This window comes from Dryocola clanedunensis subsp. sulfonylureivorans (assembly GCF_016756775.1).
Classification (GTDB): domain Bacteria; phylum Pseudomonadota; class Gammaproteobacteria; order Enterobacterales; family Enterobacteriaceae; genus Dryocola; species Dryocola clanedunensis.
Genome location: NZ_JAERMU010000010.1, coordinates 25,769 through 42,802 on the forward strand (window position 1 = coordinate 25,769; position 17,034 = coordinate 42,802).

General features: G+C 56.8%; 23 protein-coding genes and 1 pseudogene. 21 read left to right on the top strand and 3 right to left on the bottom strand.

The window, feature by feature from the left end; translation table 11 throughout:
- The first annotated feature begins 60 nt into the window (after positions 1-60).
- The 18 genes from HYQ67_RS11995 to HYQ67_RS12075 all read left to right on the top strand — a co-directional run bounded on the left by HYQ67_RS11995 (position 61) and on the right by HYQ67_RS12075 (position 11,723).
- The gene (locus HYQ67_RS11995) at positions 61-396 is read left to right on the top strand and encodes an antitermination protein N (RefSeq protein ID WP_202303918.1); all 336 of its coding nucleotides are present in this window, start codon (positions 61-63) and stop codon (positions 394-396) included.
- Positions 397-445: 49 nt separating this feature from the next.
- Positions 446-748: a hypothetical protein gene (locus tag HYQ67_RS12000; RefSeq protein ID WP_202303919.1), complete on the top strand. Its 303-nt coding sequence runs from the start codon at positions 446-448 to the stop codon at positions 746-748.
- Positions 749-750: 2 nt separating this feature from the next.
- Positions 751-1,236: a lysozyme gene (locus tag HYQ67_RS12005; protein ID WP_202303920.1), complete on the top strand. Its 486-nt coding sequence runs from the start codon at positions 751-753 to the stop codon at positions 1,234-1,236.
- On the top strand, positions 1,233-1,712 hold the full coding sequence (locus tag HYQ67_RS12010) for a lysis protein (protein ID WP_348519211.1): 480 nt from the start codon (positions 1,233-1,235) through the stop codon (positions 1,710-1,712). The genes HYQ67_RS12005 and HYQ67_RS12010 overlap by 4 nt, the downstream gene beginning before the upstream one ends.
- Complete coding sequence (locus HYQ67_RS12015) at positions 1,705-2,244, top strand: phage neck terminator protein (RefSeq protein ID WP_202303921.1); 540 nt, start codon at positions 1,705-1,707, stop codon at positions 2,242-2,244. Before HYQ67_RS12010 ends, HYQ67_RS12015 begins: the two co-directional genes overlap by 8 nt.
- A gap of 3 nt (positions 2,245-2,247) precedes the next feature.
- Positions 2,248-3,390: a DUF3383 family protein gene (locus HYQ67_RS12020; protein ID WP_202303922.1), complete on the top strand. Its 1,143-nt coding sequence runs from the start codon at positions 2,248-2,250 to the stop codon at positions 3,388-3,390.
- Between the two features lie 10 nt (positions 3,391-3,400).
- Positions 3,401-3,841 (top strand): phage structural protein, encoded by a 441-nt coding sequence (locus HYQ67_RS12025; RefSeq protein WP_202303923.1) that lies wholly within the window; start codon positions 3,401-3,403, stop codon positions 3,839-3,841.
- Between the two features lie 3 nt (positions 3,842-3,844).
- Positions 3,845-4,258, top strand: a complete 414-nt coding sequence (locus HYQ67_RS12030) for a phage tail assembly chaperone (RefSeq protein WP_202303924.1) — start codon at positions 3,845-3,847, stop codon at positions 4,256-4,258.
- 113 nt (positions 4,259-4,371) lie between these two features.
- Positions 4,372-4,443, top strand: coding sequence for a DUF6889 family protein (locus tag HYQ67_RS24400; protein WP_408626173.1), 72 nt, complete (start codon positions 4,372-4,374; stop codon positions 4,441-4,443).
- On the top strand, positions 4,436-5,929 hold the full coding sequence (locus tag HYQ67_RS12035; protein ID WP_202303925.1) for a phage tail tape measure protein: 1,494 nt from the start codon (positions 4,436-4,438) through the stop codon (positions 5,927-5,929). Before HYQ67_RS24400 ends, HYQ67_RS12035 begins: the two co-directional genes overlap by 8 nt.
- Positions 5,929-6,486, top strand: coding sequence for a phage baseplate protein (locus HYQ67_RS12040; RefSeq protein WP_202303926.1), 558 nt, complete (start codon positions 5,929-5,931; stop codon positions 6,484-6,486). The genes HYQ67_RS12035 and HYQ67_RS12040 overlap by 1 nt, the downstream gene beginning before the upstream one ends.
- 11 nt (positions 6,487-6,497) lie before the next feature.
- Positions 6,498-6,806 carry a phage baseplate plug family protein gene (locus HYQ67_RS12045; protein ID WP_202303927.1) on the top strand — a complete coding sequence of 103 codons (309 nt, stop codon included), beginning with the start codon at positions 6,498-6,500 and terminating at the stop codon, positions 6,804-6,806.
- Between the two features lie 10 nt (positions 6,807-6,816).
- Positions 6,817-7,812, top strand: a complete 996-nt coding sequence (locus HYQ67_RS12050; RefSeq protein ID WP_202303928.1) for a hypothetical protein — start codon at positions 6,817-6,819, stop codon at positions 7,810-7,812.
- Between the two features lie 42 nt (positions 7,813-7,854).
- Complete coding sequence (locus HYQ67_RS12055; protein ID WP_202303929.1) at positions 7,855-8,538, top strand: Gp138 family membrane-puncturing spike protein; 684 nt, start codon at positions 7,855-7,857, stop codon at positions 8,536-8,538.
- Entirely contained in the window at positions 8,535-8,885 is a 351-nt protein-coding gene (locus HYQ67_RS12060; protein WP_202303930.1) for a contractile injection system sheath initiator, read from the top strand. Before HYQ67_RS12055 ends, HYQ67_RS12060 begins: the two co-directional genes overlap by 4 nt.
- Positions 8,885-10,084 (top strand): baseplate J/gp47 family protein, encoded by a 1,200-nt coding sequence (locus HYQ67_RS12065; RefSeq protein WP_202303931.1) that lies wholly within the window; start codon positions 8,885-8,887, stop codon positions 10,082-10,084. Before HYQ67_RS12060 ends, HYQ67_RS12065 begins: the two co-directional genes overlap by 1 nt.
- Complete coding sequence (locus tag HYQ67_RS12070) at positions 10,081-10,761, top strand: DUF2612 domain-containing protein (RefSeq protein ID WP_202303932.1); 681 nt, start codon at positions 10,081-10,083, stop codon at positions 10,759-10,761. The genes HYQ67_RS12065 and HYQ67_RS12070 overlap by 4 nt, the downstream gene beginning before the upstream one ends.
- Positions 10,761-11,723: a phage tail protein gene (locus HYQ67_RS12075; RefSeq protein WP_202303933.1), complete on the top strand. Its 963-nt coding sequence runs from the start codon at positions 10,761-10,763 to the stop codon at positions 11,721-11,723. Before HYQ67_RS12070 ends, HYQ67_RS12075 begins: the two co-directional genes overlap by 1 nt.
- 82 nt (positions 11,724-11,805) lie before the next feature.
- Here HYQ67_RS12075 and HYQ67_RS12080 read toward each other — a convergent pair.
- A pseudogene (locus tag HYQ67_RS12080) lies at positions 11,806-12,297 on the bottom strand (phage tail protein); the annotation flags it as partial.
- A 62-nt stretch (positions 12,298-12,359) separates the two neighbouring features.
- On the opposite strand from HYQ67_RS12080, the gene HYQ67_RS12085 reads away from it, so the two are divergent.
- The gene (locus HYQ67_RS12085) at positions 12,360-12,914 is read left to right on the top strand and encodes a recombinase family protein (protein ID WP_202303935.1); all 555 of its coding nucleotides are present in this window, start codon (positions 12,360-12,362) and stop codon (positions 12,912-12,914) included.
- A 4-nt stretch (positions 12,915-12,918) separates the two neighbouring features.
- On the opposite strand, the gene HYQ67_RS12090 is transcribed toward HYQ67_RS12085, so the two are convergent.
- On the bottom strand, positions 12,919-13,767 hold the full coding sequence (locus HYQ67_RS12090) for a MurR/RpiR family transcriptional regulator (protein WP_202303936.1): 849 nt from the start codon (positions 13,765-13,767) through the stop codon (positions 12,919-12,921).
- Positions 13,768-14,115: 348 nt separating this feature from the next.
- Here HYQ67_RS12090 and yfhb point away from each other — a divergent pair, with 348 nt between their 5' ends.
- Both yfhb and tadA read left to right on the top strand, forming a co-directional pair.
- A complete protein-coding gene (gene yfhb / locus HYQ67_RS12095) occupies positions 14,116-14,784 on the top strand; it encodes a phosphatidylglycerophosphatase C (RefSeq protein ID WP_202303937.1) in 669 nt (222 codons plus the stop codon).
- Between the two features lie 63 nt (positions 14,785-14,847).
- Positions 14,848-15,351: a tRNA adenosine(34) deaminase TadA gene (gene tadA, locus HYQ67_RS12100; RefSeq protein ID WP_202303938.1), complete on the top strand. Its 504-nt coding sequence runs from the start codon at positions 14,848-14,850 to the stop codon at positions 15,349-15,351.
- On the opposite strand, the gene mltF is transcribed toward tadA, so the two are convergent.
- Positions 15,242-16,792, bottom strand: coding sequence for a membrane-bound lytic murein transglycosylase MltF (mltF, locus tag HYQ67_RS12105; RefSeq protein ID WP_202303939.1), 1,551 nt, complete (start codon positions 16,790-16,792; stop codon positions 15,242-15,244). The two genes, tadA and mltF, sit on opposite strands and share 110 nt — an antisense overlap.
- Positions 16,793-17,034 lie beyond the last annotated feature (242 nt).

Here is a 17,034-nt window from a genome sequence, read left to right on the forward strand (position 1 = left end):
CAAAGCAACAGGCTTTGGGATATCTGAGGATATCGCCAAAGTTGATTGACAGGAGGTTGTATGGATTCACAGGCCCGCCGCCGCAAGCGTCGTGAGGCGAAACAGGCGGCCTGGAAAGCGGCTAACTCTTTGCTTGTCGGCATCAGTGCCAGACCCGTCGCTTCACCACCGCTCGTTCTGAACCGCAAACCACCGGACAGGGTAGCTAACTCCCTGGAAGTGGTTAATGTCTATGGCTTACAAATTCTTCAGAACGCCGAGCGCTATCACCAGCTCCGACAGCAGCAAGACAGCATGACCCGCAGGCTCTATCACGCCGCGCCGAAAACGCTTTCCGGCGAGGCCGATGCCAGCGCTAAAGAGACGCGCCGCGGTAAATCCAGGTCGCTGATTTAAATCTCTTTCTTTGCCCACTTCCCGAAATAAACCGCAGTGAGAATATCCCATGAATGACCAGCCAGGAAATGTGGTGACGCAGGCCTTTGCGTGGCTTGCGGCTTTGGCTGCCGGCCTGGGTATCACAACACAGGATGTGGTCTACATGATATTCGGGCTGACAGGTGTCGCCATTTCAATTGCCTCTTATATCAATGGGCGTCTGGATGCGCGCCGCAGACAAAAAGAGGATGAGAAAAGAACACAGTTGTTAGAGGACTATCTGGCCGCTTTACCAGACAAAAACGCAGCCAAAAGTCCCGCCGTAGTGAATACCGTTAGCGAGGTTGTTAAACGCGCAGGAGGGTTATAAACATGTCTCCAGGTCTCAGAAAAGCATTGCTCAGCCTGACGGGTGCCAGCGCGCTGACGATAGCCAGCGTCATGGTGCCGGAGCTTGAAGGCGTACGCTACACGCCTTATCAGGACGTTGTCGGTGTGCTGACTGTTTGTTACGGACACACCGGCGAAGACATCATTGCCGATAAACGCTACAGCCAGGCAGAGTGCGAAAAAATGCTTAATGACGACCTTCAGCCGTTTTCCCGTGCGGTTGAGCGGGCCGTCACCGTTCCCGCCGATGAATACCAGAAAGCAGCTTTAATCAGCTTCAGCTACAACGTGGGGATCTCCGCTTTCGAGCACTCCTCCGTTTTACGCTATCTGAATGCGGGCGAAACGGAGAAAGCCTGCGCCGGCCTCAAACAATGGATTTGGGCCGGCGGCAGAAAATGGCAGGGGCTGATTAATCGACGAGAGGTCGAATACGAAGTTTGTCACTGGCAAAGGCGGCGATCGTGAAGACGCTAGCGGTCGTGGCAATCTGTCTGCTGCTGGGAACGACGTTGGGCTTGTACCGCTATCAGGCTCTCTATCAGATGCAGAAAGAGCAAACGACGGCGGCTGAAACCCGGCTCCTCACGCAACAAAAAATCATTACCGAGATGCGCGAACGCCAGCAGCAAACAGCTGCGCTCGACGCTCGTTATACCTCGGAGCTGAATCATGCTCAAAAAACTATCGACGATCTTCAGCGCAACGTGGCTGCTGGCAGTAAGCGGCTGCGCCTCCGGGCCACCTGTCAGCCTCTGTCTGCCACCTCCGCCGCCACCGGCGTGGATGATGCAGCCAGCCCCGGACTTACAGACGCCGCTGAACGGGATTATTTCCGTCTCCGAAGCCGCGCCGCGCTCGCCTTAAAACAGCTGGCAGGACTTCAGGACTATGTCCGCCAGCAGTGCCTTAACCCTAACAACAAGGGAGATAACCATGAATGACTCCACCCGGGCGGGCTATCTGACGCCGCTTGGTGACTCGCCCCATTACGACGAAGCGCTGGAAAACGATCTGCTGCCGTGGATCAGCGGTGTTTCCGGGCTACCCGCCGAAATGGTTTTTCCTCGCTGGACTGACCCGCCGCCGGCAACGCCCGCTGCGGGGCTGACCTGGTGTGAATTTGATACCAGCGTGCAGCTGGGAGAAACGCCCGCCATCAGCACGGGTGATCAAGACAAAGATGTCATGCAGCAAAACGAAGTACTGGCAGTGAACTGCAGTTTTTATGGTCCCGGTGGCCAGGCCGTTGCGGCGCTCTTTCGCGATGGCCTGTACGTCACGCAAAACAATGCGGAACTGAACAAAATCGGGCCTACCTTTGTGAGTTGCGGAGCGCTAATCCCGGCCCCGGAACTTATCGATAACCAGTGGCAACGCCGCTACAACCTTACCGTGACGCTGCACCGCCAGGTCGTTCGCGAATACGGTATCCAATCCATCCTATCTGGTTCTGTAACTATCTTCGGAGAATAAACTATGTCACAGGGTTTACCTGTCTCTAACATCGTCAGCGTGACGGTGAGCATGGCTGCGCGCGCCGCCCAGTCTCGTAACTACGGCGCACTGCTTGTGGTTGGTTCAAGCGACGTCATTTCGGCTACCGAGCGGCTGCGCGCCTACTCCAGCATCAGCGGCGTGGCGGCTGACTTTGGTCTGGATACCCCAGAATACCTGGCGGCAAGCCTCTACTATCAGCAGTCGCCGCAGCCTGCGGACTTATACATTGGCCGCTGGGTGAAAACCACCGAGGAAGAGGGTGCTACGGAGGAGAGCATTGCGGAATGTATTTCCGCGCTGAGCAGCCAATCGACCGACTGGTACGGTCTGGTCGTAGCCGATGACGCGTTAACCGATGAGGACGTCCTCTCGGTTGCGGCCGTGATTGAAAGCGATGGCGTATCACGCATCTTCGGGCATACGTCCAGTGCCGCTACCGTGCTGGACCCGAACGACAGCTCGGACATCTTCAGCAAGCTGAAAGCGGCGAAATACGCCCGTACTTTTGGCCAGTACTCCGCCGCCACGCCGTTTGCCGCCGCTTCGCTGTTTGGGCGCGCCTTCAGCGTCAATTTTAACGGCAACAACACGACCATCACCCTGAAGTTCAAGCAGGAGCCGGGCATTACCGCCGAAACCCTGACCCAGAACCAGGCCAACGCGCTGGCGGCGAAAAACGCCAACGTCTTCATTAACTACAACAACGACACCGCCATCATTCAGGAAGGCGTGATGAGCAACGGCGATTTCATTGATGAACGCCACGGCCTCGACTGGCTGCAAAACTACGTGCAGACCAACCTCTATAACCTGCTGTACACCAGCACCTCGAAGATCCCGCAAACCGATGCCGGCGTGACCCGTCTGGTCAGCAACGTGGAGCAGTCCATGGCGCAGTCGGTGAGCAACGGACTGGTGGCGCCGGGCGTCTGGAACGGCGGTGAGATTGGGCAGCTGGCCTCCGGCGATACGCTGACCAAAGGCTATTACGTCTATGCCCCGGCTATCGCCACCCAGGCACAGTCAGACCGGGAAGCACGCAAAGCGCCTGTCATTCAGGTGGCCTGCAAACTGGCGGGTGCCGTGCACTTCGCCGATGTTGAAATCAATGTGGTTCGTTAAGGAGATCTAAATGGGTACTTATTCTTTTATGGACGTCACTGCGTCCCTGACCGGTATGACCGGCGTTATCGATCTCGGTGCGGGCAGCGCCAACGCCGATGAAGGCATCAGCGTGTCGATGGGCGTGGCAAAAAACACCATGACCATCGGTATTGATGGCGAAGTGATGCAGAGCATGACGCCGGGCAAAAGCGGCACTATCACGGTCACGCTAATGAAAACCTCCCCGGCGAATAAAAAGCTGATGCAGGCCTACAACACGCAGGTGCTCTCGTCCGCCACCTGGGGCCGCAATACCATCGTTATCCGCAACACCGCTTCCGGCGACACCATTACCGCCAGCTCCGTTGCCTTCCAGAAGCTGCCGGACAACAAAAATGGCAAAGAGGGCGGCAGCGTGGCCTGGGCGTTCGACTGCGGCAAAATCGACCAGGTTTTAGGGGAGTTCTAAACCATGGAGATAACCCTTAAAGCGGTGAACTACCGCATCGACAAGCTTGGCGTGTTTGAACAGCTGAACGTGGCGCGCAAGCTGCTGCCGGTGCTGGCGGGCGTCGTTAGCGATTTTCGCGGCTTACAGGGGAAGGAGGGCGGTAACGCCCTCGAATCCGTGCTGCCCAAAATTGCCCGCACGCTGGCCGACCTCAGTGAAGATGACTGTAACGCGATCCTCTACCCATGTCTGGCCGTGGTCTCCCGCGAACACATGAAGGGCTGGGTACCGGTATTCAGCCAGGGCGCTATGGCTTTTGACGATATCGAGCTGATGACGCTGCTGCAGCTGGTGGCTCGGGTGGTAGCCGATTCGCTGGGAAATTTTTTGCAAGAACTCCCCGGCAGCCAGACGCCGACTCAGGATGCGGCCTGAAGTTAGACACCCTGCCGGGCGGAGAAGATTACATCCTCCGCCCGGCGGAGGTTTTTAGCCTCAGCTGGCAGGACCTGAAAAGTGGCGCGGTGGATCTTTATGACATCGCGCTGATGAACGATTACCTCGAGATGCAGGCTGATAACAAAGCCCGCATCCTGCGCTGGAGAGAGGCAAATGAGTGAAAGTACGCAGCTTGCGTTGCATCCCTTCTCTTTCATCTGGCCAAACGAAGATGAAATGGCGGCTTCCGAAAGCCGTCTGGAGAAATTATTACAAAGTCTGAGCAGAAGTTTTGGCGCAACGTCTGACGTACTGGGAAGTGCGGTCTCTCACATCCCGGCAGCCGCAGGCGTTGTTGAGTCGTTAGTGGGTAAGGTCATCGGTTTCACTACCGGTGTCGCCAGCAAACTGGAAAGTGATTATCAAACGTCACGGCAAAAAGGTGTAAGCCTTGAAGTCTACCGTGCAAATGAGTATGCGGCTGAGCAGTCTGCCGGTCAGCCTGAACAAAATCAGGCATTTGTTCAGAAATATCATGGGATTACGAAGTCTCTGAGTTTTGACAATACCGCGGCTGCGGAAAATGCCGGTCGCTATATGACGTCATTACGTAAAGCAGAAACGGTCGTTGAAATTCTGCGCGAGAAAGCGGGAGCAGGCCTGGCCGCTGAGCTCACCGGGCCGATAGATAAACTCACCGGCACCCTGGTTGTCAGCTTTGGGAAAATTGAACCTACCTTTAACCGGATAATCGCCGTGGCCGGAGATGTCGCCAGTGTAGTGGGCAATGCTTTCAGCGGGCTCATTAGCGGCGTTGCGGAAATTATCGGCTGGTGGCAGCAGCTGGACAGCTCGACCCAAACCGTTATCACGACTATTGCTGGCCTGACAGCCGTCTGGTTCGCCCTGAATAGCGCATTTCTGGCCTCGCCCATCGGCATGGTTCTCGCACTAGCGGGGGCCATTGGCCTGCTTTATGACGATTACATGAAGTGGCAACAAGACGGCGAAAGCCTGATTGACTGGGGAGCCTGGGAACCTGTTCTTAAAGCGGCAACGGATATGATTTCAGGCCTGACAGAAACCATTAAAAATCTTACCGTCGGGCTGGCCGACATGTTTGGCATCGATCTCAGCAAATGGTCCCTTAGCGGTATTTTTGAGGAACTCATCGGCGGCTTTAATCAGCTGGGCGAGACTTTGCAGAAAGTCGGCAAACTGATTAACGCTCTGAAAGAGGGCGACTGGTCACAGGTGGCTGCGATCGGCAAAGATCTGATCGTCGGCGGTTTCTCAAATTCGCTTCCGGGTTGGCTTGCGGAAAAAGCTGGCGACCTTAACAACTGGCTGATGGATGACGAGAAGCCAGTGGCTCAGGGAGCAACATCGACGGTAATGCTTTCGTCAAAGGCCATCAACAACCTGGCGGCACCGGACGCAGGCGCGATGCTGATGCCGGGGACCGCGGGTGACACCGGACGGTTTGCGACCAGCCGCGATATTACCCAGAACAGCTCCAGCAGCGTTGTCTCTCCCACTATTACCAATAAAACCGACATCGTTATCAACGGCGCGACGGATCCGGTTGCGGTGGGCAGTGAGGTAGAGCGCCGCCAGACCAACGTCTATTCAAATCTCGCCCAGATGTACACACCGGGGGTCTCCTGATGGCAAGCATTTCAGCTCTTTTTCAGCAGTCCGCGCACCAGATTGGTTTCCTGATCCCGAAAGTGGTGATCAACGAGGCCCACTCCGACACTCTCGAGATCGCCAGCCACCCCATTGAATACGGGGGCAGCATCAGCGACCACGCCTGGAAAAGTGCCAGTAGCCTGGTCATTGACTGCTGCTTTGCGGATGACGATCTGAGGGATTTTGCGGGCGCCGGCGTGCTGTTCGGCTCCGCGAACGCGCTGGGGCAGGACAAAATCTACCAGCAGCTCCTCGATCTTCAGCGCAGCTGTGAGCCGTTTGACGTGATAACCACCAGACGAACCTACAGCAACATGCTGTTAAAGCAGATCGATGTGACCACCAAAAATGGCCTGGAGAACATCCTGAGCTGCAGGCTCACCCTTAGCCAGATCCAGCTTGCCCGTACGGAAGCGATTCCCACGGCGAAGAAGGCGGACATGAAAGAGGGGGTGAGCACCAGCGGCGTCAGCAACGGCGGCACCAGAAATCCCGTGCCGGTGGTATCGGCTACGGTCATCCCCATCACCTGACTGGAGGAACCATGTCGATTGCAGAAATTCCGCTGAGTGCGGACAACCAACTCTTTACCCTTCAGCTGGCGGGCCAGCAGCTTCGCCTGCGGCTGATCTATCGCGATGTGGCGGGCTGGGTGCTGGATATTCTCGACCCGGACGAGCGGCCGATCGTCAGCGGTATTCCGCTGGTCCCCGGCGTCGATCTGCTGGCCGCCTACGGCTCGCTCGGCTTTTCCGGCGGGCTGTGGGTCGTCTCTGACGACGAAACGCAGGAATATCCCAGCAAAACCAACCTGGGCTACGGCAGCCATCTGTACTTTGTGACGACGGATTAGGGGAGATGCAATGAGTCTGAACTGGTCACGCCATTTTGAGCTACAGCTGCTGGATAAAGACGGTGGGGGCATCGTGCTGTCTGGTTTTAAGGTGAAATTCACCGTCAACTGGCGTAGCGGCAGCGCACCAAAAACCGCGGACGTTACCATTTACAACCTCTCATCTGAAACCCTCAACCGCATTACGCAAAACAACGAGTTCGCCAAAATCCGGCTGATCGCCGGGTACAACGGCCTGATGCCCGTGGTTAGCGAGGATGAAGTTGGCAAGGTTCGTGAGGTCACGCAGGAGGAGTGGGGGCAGCGCGACGGGCAGAACTTCGGCCTGATCTTCAGCGGCGACATCCGCATCACCATTGCCGGATGGGAAGCAAACACGCCGGACAGCTCGCTGCTGATTCAGGCGGTTGACGGCCATGAGGCGCTCACCTCCGCCGTGGTCAGCGAAACGCTGGCGAAAGGCTACAAGGTGGAGGATCTCTACAACCGCGTACTGACCAGCCTGGCGAAATACCAGATAGTTGGCGGTAAAAAACCGCCTTTTCCAACCACCGTTTTCCCACGCGGTTACACCCTCCACGGTAAAGCCAGCCTCTATCTGGACCAGATAGGCAAGCTGTGCAACGCCAGCTGGAAGCTGGTGGACGATAGGCTGGATTACTACAGCAACAGCGAGGAGAAAAGTGAGCCGATCAGGCTCAACGGCAACAACGGGCTTATCGGCAGACCGCAAACCACCACCGGTTCGGGCGTCAATATCTGCTGTCTGATCAATCCCAATATCGTGCTCAACGGACGGGTGCAGCTCGAGCAAAGCCAGGTCTACAGGGCGAGCGCCACTGCCGACGGGGATAAACTCCCTTCCTGGACGCCCGTGGCGACGGACGGTATTTACCAGGTCTATGGCATCACCTACTCCGGGGATACCCGGGCGCAGGATTGGTATATGAAATTGTCGTGCTGGATACCCGGCACTAAGCCTGCCGAAAAGAAAACAGCATCGTAAAACGCTCCCGCTCCGGCGGGATTTTTATATCCAGGAGGCAAGATGGCTTTAACCGCAACCACCCTTAGCGGCGAGCTGGCGGATACCTTCGCGGCCAATAACGCCGCCCTGAGTAACGACCTGCGCGTCGCGCTACCGGGGATTATTCAGTCCTTCGACCCGGAAACGGTGACCTGTGAAGTCGCCCCGGCGATCAAAGGCGCACAAACCGCCAGCGACGGCTCCGTCAGCCCGGTGGACTACCCGCTGCTGGTGGATGTCCCGGTGATCTTTCCCCGCGGCGGAGGCTGCACGCTAACCTTCCCGCTGGCCAAAGGCGACGAATGTCTGGTGGTCTTTGCCGACCGGGCGATGGATTTCTGGTGGCAGAACGGTGGCATTCAGGAACCGGTGGATGGCCGGCAGCATTCTCTTTCGGATGCTTTCGTCCTGCCGGGCCCGCAGTCACAGACAAAAAAAATTGGCGGCATCAGCACCAGCGCCGTGCAGCTACGCAGCGACGACGGCGCGGCATTTGTGGAACTTAACCCAACCAGCCACGCCATCACGCTCAGCACGACGGGGCCGCTCACCGCCAGCGCCTCGGCCATCGACTTAACCGGCGAGGTGACGATCAGCGGTAACGTCACCGTCAGCGGCGACGTCAAAGCGGCGGGCATCAGCCTGACCAGCCACCGCCACGGCGGCGTCCAGTCGGGAGGATCAACCACGGGAACACCAACATGAGATATCGCAGAGAAAGTAGCAGCGGGGACTACTCGTTTGGTCAGGGGGATAACAACTTTCTGACGGACTCCCCGGAATGCGTCGCCCAGGCGGTCAACACCCGCCTGCAGCTATGGCGCGGCGAATGGTTTCTCGACACAACACAGGGCACGCCGTACTGGCAGTCCGTGCTGGGTAAAAGGCCGGACAAGGCCTGGCCGCTGATCCTGCGCGATCGGGTCAGCCAGACGCCGGGCGTCAAATCCGTCCTCAGCGTCGAGACCAGCCAGCAGGCCGGGCGGCGCGTGACCTTCAACGCCACCATCGACACCCTCTACGGCACAACTACAGTAACAAGCGAGGCGTAATGGCTATTCATCCTGCAACGCTGGGGTTATCGGCAACGATAACGGCCCAGGGGATCTCCGCGCCTGACTATCAGACCATCCTCAATGCGCTGATGGACCAGTTCAGGCAAATCTACGGCAGCGATGCCTATCTGGAGCCGGACAGCAAAGACGGCCAGATGATCTCGCTGCTGGCGCTGGCCGTTCACGATGCCAATAACACGGCTATCGCGGTTTATAACGGCTTCTCTCCCGCAACCGGTATGGGCAACGGGCTGTCCAGCAACGTCAAGATCAACGGCATTGCGCGTAAAAGCGCAACCAGCTCTACCGTCGATCTGCTGCTGGGCGGCACGCCGGGCACCACCATCGTCAACGGCAGCGTAAAAGATGCCAATGGCGTTAACTGGCTCCTGCCCGCGTCGGCAGTTATCGGTATTGATAGCACGACGATAGTCACTGCTACCTGCGCTATTAGCGGGGCAGTAGCGGCACTGGCCGGCACCATCACCACCATCAACACCCCAACACGGGGCTGGACGACGGTCACCAACCCGACGGCAGCAACGCCGGGCGTGGCCGCCGAAACGGACGCCGAGCTTCGCGTTCGCCAGGCGCAGAGCGTGGCGCTGCCAGCCTTAACTTCATTCGACGCGCTTGACGGCGCGCTGGCCAACGTCGCGGGCGTGACGCGCCATAAGCTCTACGAGAACGACAAAGGCAGCGAAGATGAAAACGGCCTGCCGCCGCACTCGCTGTCGGCCATTGTCGACGGCGGCGACGTGACCGCCATCGCCCAGACGTTGCGCGGTAAAAAAGGGCAGGGCGTCGGCACCTGGGGAACAACGTCGGTCACCGTGCCGGACAAATACGGCAATCCGCACGTTATCAGCTTCTCCCGCTCCATCGACGTGCCGGTGTTTGTCACCCTCGAACTTAAACCTTTCAGCGGCTACACCTCGCAGATTGGCGAGCAGATCAAGCAGGCGGTGGCGGACTATATCAACTCGCTGACCATTGGTGACGACGTCCTGCTGAGCCGCCTCTTTTCACCGGCCAACCTCGGCGTGGTGAGCGGCGGTAACGCGCGCTACTACGACATCACCAGCCTGGCGATAGGCAAAAGCGCCGAGAGCACGGTGGTGGCGAACATCGATATCGCCTACGACGAGTCGGCGTCCTGTACCGCGGAGAACATCACGATCGCGGTGACGCCATGAGCAGATACACGGATCTCATCACCAGCTATCACGCCGGCAAACCGCTGTTCTTCGACCATATCGACCTGACGACCAGCCCGTTCACCGCCGTCTCTGACACGACCGGCTCACTGATCTCCGCCTTCGATATCGACAGCGCCGATGGGGTGCAGCTCGATATTCTTGGGCAGTGGATTGGCCGCAGCCGCTACGTCACAGAGCCGATTTCCGGCATCTACTTCGGCTGGGATCAGGAAGGGCTGGGCTACGACCAGGGCGTCTGGCAGGGGCCGTACGACCCTGATACGGGCTATACGGCGCTCAGCGATGAAACCTATCGCATCATCCTGAAGGCGAAAATCGCCATCAACACCTGGGACGGACAGAACGACTCGCTGCCGGCGATCCTCGATGCGGCAACCGCCGGCTCCGGCCTGCGGATGCAAATCGTCGATAACCAGGACATGACGATCTCGGTCTGGGTCTTCCCGGAAACCGATATTGCTGACATGTCGCTCGAGCTAATCGCGGCGATAAAACAGGGATATTTAACGATAAAAGCCGCAGGCGTGTGGGCTGGCGACATCCAGACGCCCTCGGTTGAAACACCCTCAGAGGGAAGCCGCTTCTTCGGCTTCGATATCACTAACGACTACATCGCCGGTCTGGACGACGGCGCCTGGGAGAGCAAACTCTAATGGCTACAAATCAATTTAAACCTTTTGCAACCGGCCCCGCGGCAAACGTCACCCCGCAGGAAGACTGGGAAGCGCTGCCCGCGCTGCTGAGCGGCTTCACCTCCGGTAAAGCCAGCAGCGCGCAGGTCAACAAAGCGCTGCGCCAGACCTCGTTTATCGCCTCCGCGCTGGCAGAGTTCGTCAGCGAGAAAAGCGGCGAGGACGTACTGGACGACGGCGACGTAGCAGGCTTTATCGCCAAAATGACCAGCGGCTTCGCCGCCGAATACCTGAGCCGCGAAAACCCGTTCGGCGATATCAAAGCAGATGGCAGCGCCGCAGTCTCCACGGCTCTCGCAAACCTTGGTTTGGGGGAAGGGTCGCCAATTATTGGTTCGCCGTTTGCCTGGCCGAGCACGAAAATGCCAAATGAAGTTTTCTCCTCTATGGCAGGAATGACCTTTTTAAAAATGAACGGAGCGACTTTTAGTGCGACAACTTATCCAAAGTTGGCACTCCTTTATCCTGATTTGAAACTACCGGATTTACGCGGTGAGTTTATCCGCGGTTGGGATGATGGTAGGGGGGTTGATACCGGTCGAGTATTGCTTAGTGTTCAAGGGTGTGCATTTGAAGACCATGCGTTAACTTTACCTACCAATCAGGGGTACGCGGGAATAGAAAAAGGAAGCACTGAAAACGATATTTATGCAGCATTTGCTGACAGCATGCGATATATCGGAACGGAAAATAGCAGTGGCCAATGGACTGATTACTCCCAACCAAGAATATATATTCGTGCTGATGGTAAGCCTCTTGGTAATAATAATGGCTTAGCGAGTATGCCGGATGCTCAATATGCCTCCCTACGCACTTACAGAGCAAGTACTGGTTGGAGTAATCCTGGGGGGAATATGCCCAAAACAGCAGCGGAAACGAGAGGCAGAAACATTGCATTAAATTATTTAGTTAGAGCAAGTTAATTATCACTGCAAACACAATACGTCCTAGGCTAAGGCGGTGATATGCATTCAATATTCACCGCCTTCATACTCAGAAAAATTATTACTGTGCCCTGACAATGTAATTATATGCGACGTTACGTGGTCTGGTTTCTATTGCAGTATTTACATTTCGTGACGCGTCAAATGTCGTCACATCCGCTGCTGATGAACCACTGGCTCCCTGCATTTGAACATAATTAGCACCACTTTGTTTCGCAACGGAAAATGCTCCATTTGCCTCAACTACAACCCCTCCGCCTGTTAGCGCCGATGATCTTGACGTGAGCGAACCAATAATATTTTGTATTGCAAAGTTCTGTGCACTCAACAATCCACGACCTTTATCCGCCCCACGCCCGTCGTCCCAACCACGTATAAATTCCCCACGCAGGTCAGGCAAGCTGCCGGATGGATATGCGAGTGCCAGCTTTGGATATTTAGTCTTGTCGAAAGCCGCGCCGTTACATTTAAGCCAACCCTCTGGCGGTGTGGCAGAAGGCCATGGAACAGGCACGCCAACCGGCAAAGCAGAGCCTTCCCCCAAACCAAGGTTTAAGAAAATGACTCCCGGGCTACCGTTTGGCATGCTGGCTGCTTTTATTCGGGGAGAAAAGCGTGCTGATTGGCTATATACGGGTGTCAACAAATGACCAGAACACGGCTTTGCAGCGTCAGGCGCTGCTTAGCGCAGGATGTGAACAAATTTTTGAGGACAAGATGAGTGGCAAAACCGCCGAGCGCCCCGGCCTTAAGAAGCTGCTGAAAGCGCTTGCCGAAGGGGATACGCTGGTGGTGTGGAAGCTGGATCGGCTCGGGCGCAGCATGCGAAACCTGGTGCTGCTGATTGAAGAGCTACGCCTGCGGGGGATTAATTTTCGCAGCCTGACCGACAGCATCGACACCAGCACGCCGATGGGGCGCTTTTTCTTTCACGTCATGAGCGCGCTGGCCGAAATGGAGCGGGAGCTGATTGTGGAGCGCACCCGGGCGGGGCTTGCGGCGGCGCGGCGGGAGGGGCGCATTGGCGGACGAAGGCCGAAACTGACCTCTGAGCAGTGGGCGCAGGCCGGGCGGCTTCTGGCGGCGGGCGAAGCCAGACAGAAGGTCGCCCTGATCTTTGACGTCGGCCTTTCTACGCTTTACAAAAAATTCCCCGCCGCGGCGGCTTGATGCCTCAGACCAGCTTCTTCACTAATGCCTCGCTCTGACGGATGCGGCCCGGCGCGTGCGCTAAGTCTTGCTGCACCAGCGCCATAAACAGCAGGTCCGTCAGCATCATCTGCGCGCTGGTAGAAGAGATGGCTGCGCTGCGCGTCGCCTGCTCTTCGGCAATGGTGTACAGGCACAGCGAGGCGCGCTGTTGCAGGATGTTTGGCGTAAAGCCGGTAATGGCGAGGATCTTAGCCCCCGTACGCAGGGTTTCATCTGCCGCCAGATTGATCTCTTTGCGCTCCCCTGAATAGGAGATGGCCAGCAGAAGATCGTCCGGGTTCAGGGCCTGTACCGTGGCCAGCAGGGCGTGCATGTCCTGTTCCGCCACGGCATTGATGCCGATTTTCATCAGCTTCCAGGCAAAGTTCTTCGCCACGAGGCCCGATGCGCCAATGCCAACGAGCAGCACCCGCCGCGCGTTTCGCAGCATGGAGACGCTGGCCAGCAGTTTATCTTCGCTGTTGATATCAAGCGTGGCATGCATTGCGGCAAGATTATCTTTAATCAGCTTTTCGCCTACCAGCCGTAAAGGGTCGTCCCCCTGGATTTGGTTATGCACCAGTACCGAATGGGGGGCCTGGCCGCTGGCAAGGGCTTCGCTGATGGCGAGCTTCAGCGCCGGGAAGCCTTTAAATCCCAGCTTCTGGGAAAACTTCACCACGCTTGACTGGCTGACCCCGGCTTCCTGGGCAAGCTGCTGCGAGCTGAGGTGGCGGGCATGTTCCGCGTTGGCTAACAGAAAGTCTGCCAGTTTACGGTCACTCTGCGCGAGCGTGGCATAGCGCTGGCGAATACGCAGTAAACAGTTCATTTTCTCTCCGTTGAGTCTGAGCCTGATAAGATTGAGGTTGTTGACAAAGAAGGAAAAAACGGGGTTTTTCCTTCTTTGTGGTGAGCAGCCGAAAATCAATTAATTGATTTTCCTTGTTATTTATTTGCAAGAGCGTTTCGAATCTCAATCGGTGCAGGCTGGTCATCAGTATGATTGTTAAATAATAACGTAATTTTCCCTGTGGGTATGATTGTTAAATTCCATTTATGGCAGGCCAGTTGGAATTAAATATTCAAACGCCCGGGGGGGGATGCCACCGGAAAAGTGGCGGTCTATCTGTTAGGCTTGGTGATAACGGTTATCGCCGCAACCACATCAACAGGACAAATGGGATTGAACGATCCAGAGGAGAAGCGTTTGGCAAACCAGAGTGAGCGCCGGGTAGTCTTTTTTGATTTAGATGGCACGCTGCATCAGCAGGACATGTTCGGCAGCTTTTTGCGTTACCTGCTGCGTCGCCAGCCCCTCAATCTGCTGCTGGTGGTTCCGCTCCTGCCGGTGGTGGGTGGCGCGCTGCTGATAAAAGGCCGTGCCGCACGCTGGCCAATGAGCCTGCTGCTGTGGAGCGCTACCTTTGGTCATAGCGAAGCCCGCCTCAAGCAGCTTGAGATGAACTTTGTCACCTGGTTTCGCACCCGCGTGACGGCATTCCCGGTCGTCCAGCAGCGGCTGACGGAGTATCTCACCAGTTCAGATGCGGATGTCTGGCTGATTACCGGCTCACCTCAGCCGCTGGTTCAGCAGGTCTATCACGACACGCCGTGGCTGCCGCGGGTGAAACTCATTGCCAGCCAGATCAAACGATCCCACGGCGGCTGGGTGCTGACGATGCGCTGTCTGGGGCACGAGAAAGTGGCCCAGCTCGAACAGCAGATTGGCACGCCGCTCCAGCTCTACAGTGGATACAGCGACAGTAACCAGGACAACCCGCTACTCTATTTCTGTCAGCACCGCTGGCGCGTCACGCCGCAGGGGCAGCTTCAGCAACTTGAGTAACGCGTTTCGCAATCTCCGGGTGGTGTGTATAATGCGCCGCCCTTTAGTCCGCAGGAGTTGCCCGTGTCAGAAAGCGAATTTACCCATGAATACTGGATGCGCCACGCGCTAACGCTTGCACAGCGTGCCTGGGATGAAGGGGAGGTTCCGGTCGGTGCGGTGCTGGTGCATGACAACAAAGCGATAGGTGAGGGCTGGAACCGGCCCATTGGCCGTCATGACCCGACGGCCCATGCCGAAATTATGGCGCTGCGCCAGGGCGGCATGGTGTTGCAGAACTACCGGCTGCCAGATACCACGCTCTACGTTACCCTCGAACCCTGCGTGATGTGCGCAGGCGCAATGGTTCACAGCCGAATCGGCACGTTAGTATTCGGTGCGCGGGATGCGAAAACCGGTGCGATTGGCTCCCTGATGGACGTGCTGGGACATCCTGGTATGAATCATCAGGTGAAGGTTATCGAGGGCTTAATGGCAGACCAGTGTTCGGCAATGCTGAGTGATTTCTTTCGCGCGCGTCGGCTGGAGAAAAAGGCCCTAAAGGAATTGGCCCGTAACGCGGAATAGCCAGTTCAACCGGGGCGACCGCCGGGTACGCCTCGGCAAATTTCTCTTCCTGCGCCGCCTGCTTCTCTTTTTCCAGCAAATACCCTTCCAGGCTCAGCTGATATTTACGGATATTCTCAACGTAGGCGTAGGCCTCATGGCCGCGTGCATAGCCGTAAGTTGTTCTGCTGTAGTACTGCTTCTGGCTTAACAGCGGCAGCCGCATTTTCACATCCGCCCAGCTATCCGGGTTTCCCTTGAGTTTCGCGGTCAGCTGGCGAGCATCCAGCATGTGGGCGTAGCCCATGTTGTAGGCCGCCAGCGCAAACCAGATACGCTCATCTTCCGGTACCGTCTCCGGCACTTTCCCCATCATATCCTTTAAATAACGACTTCCCCCGCCGATGCTCTGCTCCGGATCCAGCCTGTCCGTCAGGCCCAGGCTCTGGGCAGTATTTTTGGTCAGCATCATCAGACCCCGCACGCCGGTAGGGGAGGTGGCCTGGCTGTCCCAGTGCGATTCCTGGTATGAGATAGCCGCCAGCAGCCGCCAGTCGATATCCGTGGCGTATTTCTCAAACAGCGGCTGTAATTCCGGCAGAACGGTATCCACGGCTTTCAGGAACGTGCGGGTATCGACATAGTCGAAGTCGCCAACGTGGCCGAGGTATTTCTCCTCAAGGCGTGCAAGCGTGCCGTCGCCGCTCAGCCTGTTATAGAAGTCGAGCAGGGCGGCGCTCAGGCTGTCGTCGTTATCGCGATGGCTGAACCAGGTCACGGGCTGTTCATCCGTCACGTCCAGCGCAACCGCCAGCTGCGGATGAACCCGCTGGAAAATGCTGATGGCGATAGAATCGGAAATCGTAAAGGCGATGTTGCCTTTAACGACCTGCTGCAGCAGGTCGGTGCTGGTGTGTTTATCATCGATGCGCCATGACAGATCGTGATACTTGCTCTCTTTAAGCGCCTGAAGATCGGTCAGCACGGCGAGGCCGGGTGAAAGCACCAGCTGGTTCGCTTTTACGCCGCCCAGCGTTTTCGGGCGGGGACTCCCCACGCGGTAAACCATCTGCTGCGAAACGGAATAATAGGTTGGCCCTGCCTGATAATGCTGACTACGATCGTTGTTATAGACCAGGCCTGCGGCAAGGAGGTCGGCTGCGTTGTTGTCGAGATCGTCAAACAGCGCATCGATAGTCGGGCGCACGGTGATTTCCAGCTTCACGCCCAGGTAGTCGGCAAACTGTTGGGCAAGCTCGTAATCCAGGCCAGAGGCTTTCCCGTTGAAGACGGAATAGGTTAGCGGAGAAGCGATGGTACTGACGCGCAGAACTCCCCGCGCTTGAATGGCGGCTATACGGTTTTCGGCTTTGTCGAACCAGGGCACGGAAGGCCAAAGGGCCACGGCCAGCAGCAGGGTCACGACGCCGATCAGAAGGTAATTAAATTTGAATCTTTTCAAATGGTTATTATTTTTATATGCGCCACATGGTCGCTAACAACTGGTCATGCCAACAGTAGTTCTGTCATAAGTTGATGCGCATTTTGCTTAACTAAGCGCCACTTAGCAACTTATTCGGATATATCGCGCATTTTTTATACCGTAAAAACTAATGCTTTTATTTCTACGCAAACGGTTTCGTCGCGGCCCGGGATTCTCTATAATGACGCCCGTTTTCCCCTTGCGCCCACGTGAGCGTCGCT

What these genes read in the sequence shown, in the direction of transcription:
- HYQ67_RS12050 (WP_202303928.1), top strand. Translation starts at nt 6,817, where the DNA reads ATGAGTCTGAACTGGTCACGCCATTTTGAGCTACAGCTGCTGGATAAA.
- HYQ67_RS12035 (WP_202303925.1), top strand. Translation starts at nt 4,436, where the DNA reads ATGAGTGAAAGTACGCAGCTTGCGTTGCATCCCTTCTCTTTCATCTGG.
- HYQ67_RS12015 (WP_202303921.1), top strand. Translation starts at nt 1,705, where the DNA reads ATGAATGACTCCACCCGGGCGGGCTATCTGACGCCGCTTGGTGACTCG.
- HYQ67_RS12075 (WP_202303933.1), top strand. Translation starts at nt 10,761, where the DNA reads ATGGCTACAAATCAATTTAAACCTTTTGCAACCGGCCCCGCGGCAAAC.
- HYQ67_RS12090 (WP_202303936.1), bottom strand. Translation starts at nt 13,767, where the DNA reads ATGAACTGTTTACTGCGTATTCGCCAGCGCTATGCCACGCTCGCGCAG.
- HYQ67_RS12020 (WP_202303922.1), top strand. Translation starts at nt 2,248, where the DNA reads ATGTCACAGGGTTTACCTGTCTCTAACATCGTCAGCGTGACGGTGAGC.
- HYQ67_RS11995 (WP_202303918.1), top strand. Translation starts at nt 61, where the DNA reads ATGGATTCACAGGCCCGCCGCCGCAAGCGTCGTGAGGCGAAACAGGCG.
- HYQ67_RS12005 (WP_202303920.1), top strand. Translation starts at nt 751, where the DNA reads ATGTCTCCAGGTCTCAGAAAAGCATTGCTCAGCCTGACGGGTGCCAGC.
- HYQ67_RS12025 (WP_202303923.1), top strand. Translation starts at nt 3,401, where the DNA reads ATGGGTACTTATTCTTTTATGGACGTCACTGCGTCCCTGACCGGTATG.
- HYQ67_RS12065 (WP_202303931.1), top strand. Translation starts at nt 8,885, where the DNA reads ATGGCTATTCATCCTGCAACGCTGGGGTTATCGGCAACGATAACGGCC.
- HYQ67_RS12000 (WP_202303919.1), top strand. Translation starts at nt 446, where the DNA reads ATGAATGACCAGCCAGGAAATGTGGTGACGCAGGCCTTTGCGTGGCTT.
- HYQ67_RS12045 (WP_202303927.1), top strand. Translation starts at nt 6,498, where the DNA reads ATGTCGATTGCAGAAATTCCGCTGAGTGCGGACAACCAACTCTTTACC.
- HYQ67_RS12055 (WP_202303929.1), top strand. Translation starts at nt 7,855, where the DNA reads ATGGCTTTAACCGCAACCACCCTTAGCGGCGAGCTGGCGGATACCTTC.
- HYQ67_RS12030 (WP_202303924.1), top strand. Translation starts at nt 3,845, where the DNA reads ATGGAGATAACCCTTAAAGCGGTGAACTACCGCATCGACAAGCTTGGC.
- HYQ67_RS12060 (WP_202303930.1), top strand. Translation starts at nt 8,535, where the DNA reads ATGAGATATCGCAGAGAAAGTAGCAGCGGGGACTACTCGTTTGGTCAG.
- yfhb (WP_202303937.1), top strand. Translation starts at nt 14,116, where the DNA reads ATGGGATTGAACGATCCAGAGGAGAAGCGTTTGGCAAACCAGAGTGAG.
- HYQ67_RS12040 (WP_202303926.1), top strand. Translation starts at nt 5,929, where the DNA reads ATGGCAAGCATTTCAGCTCTTTTTCAGCAGTCCGCGCACCAGATTGGT.
- HYQ67_RS12070 (WP_202303932.1), top strand. Translation starts at nt 10,081, where the DNA reads ATGAGCAGATACACGGATCTCATCACCAGCTATCACGCCGGCAAACCG.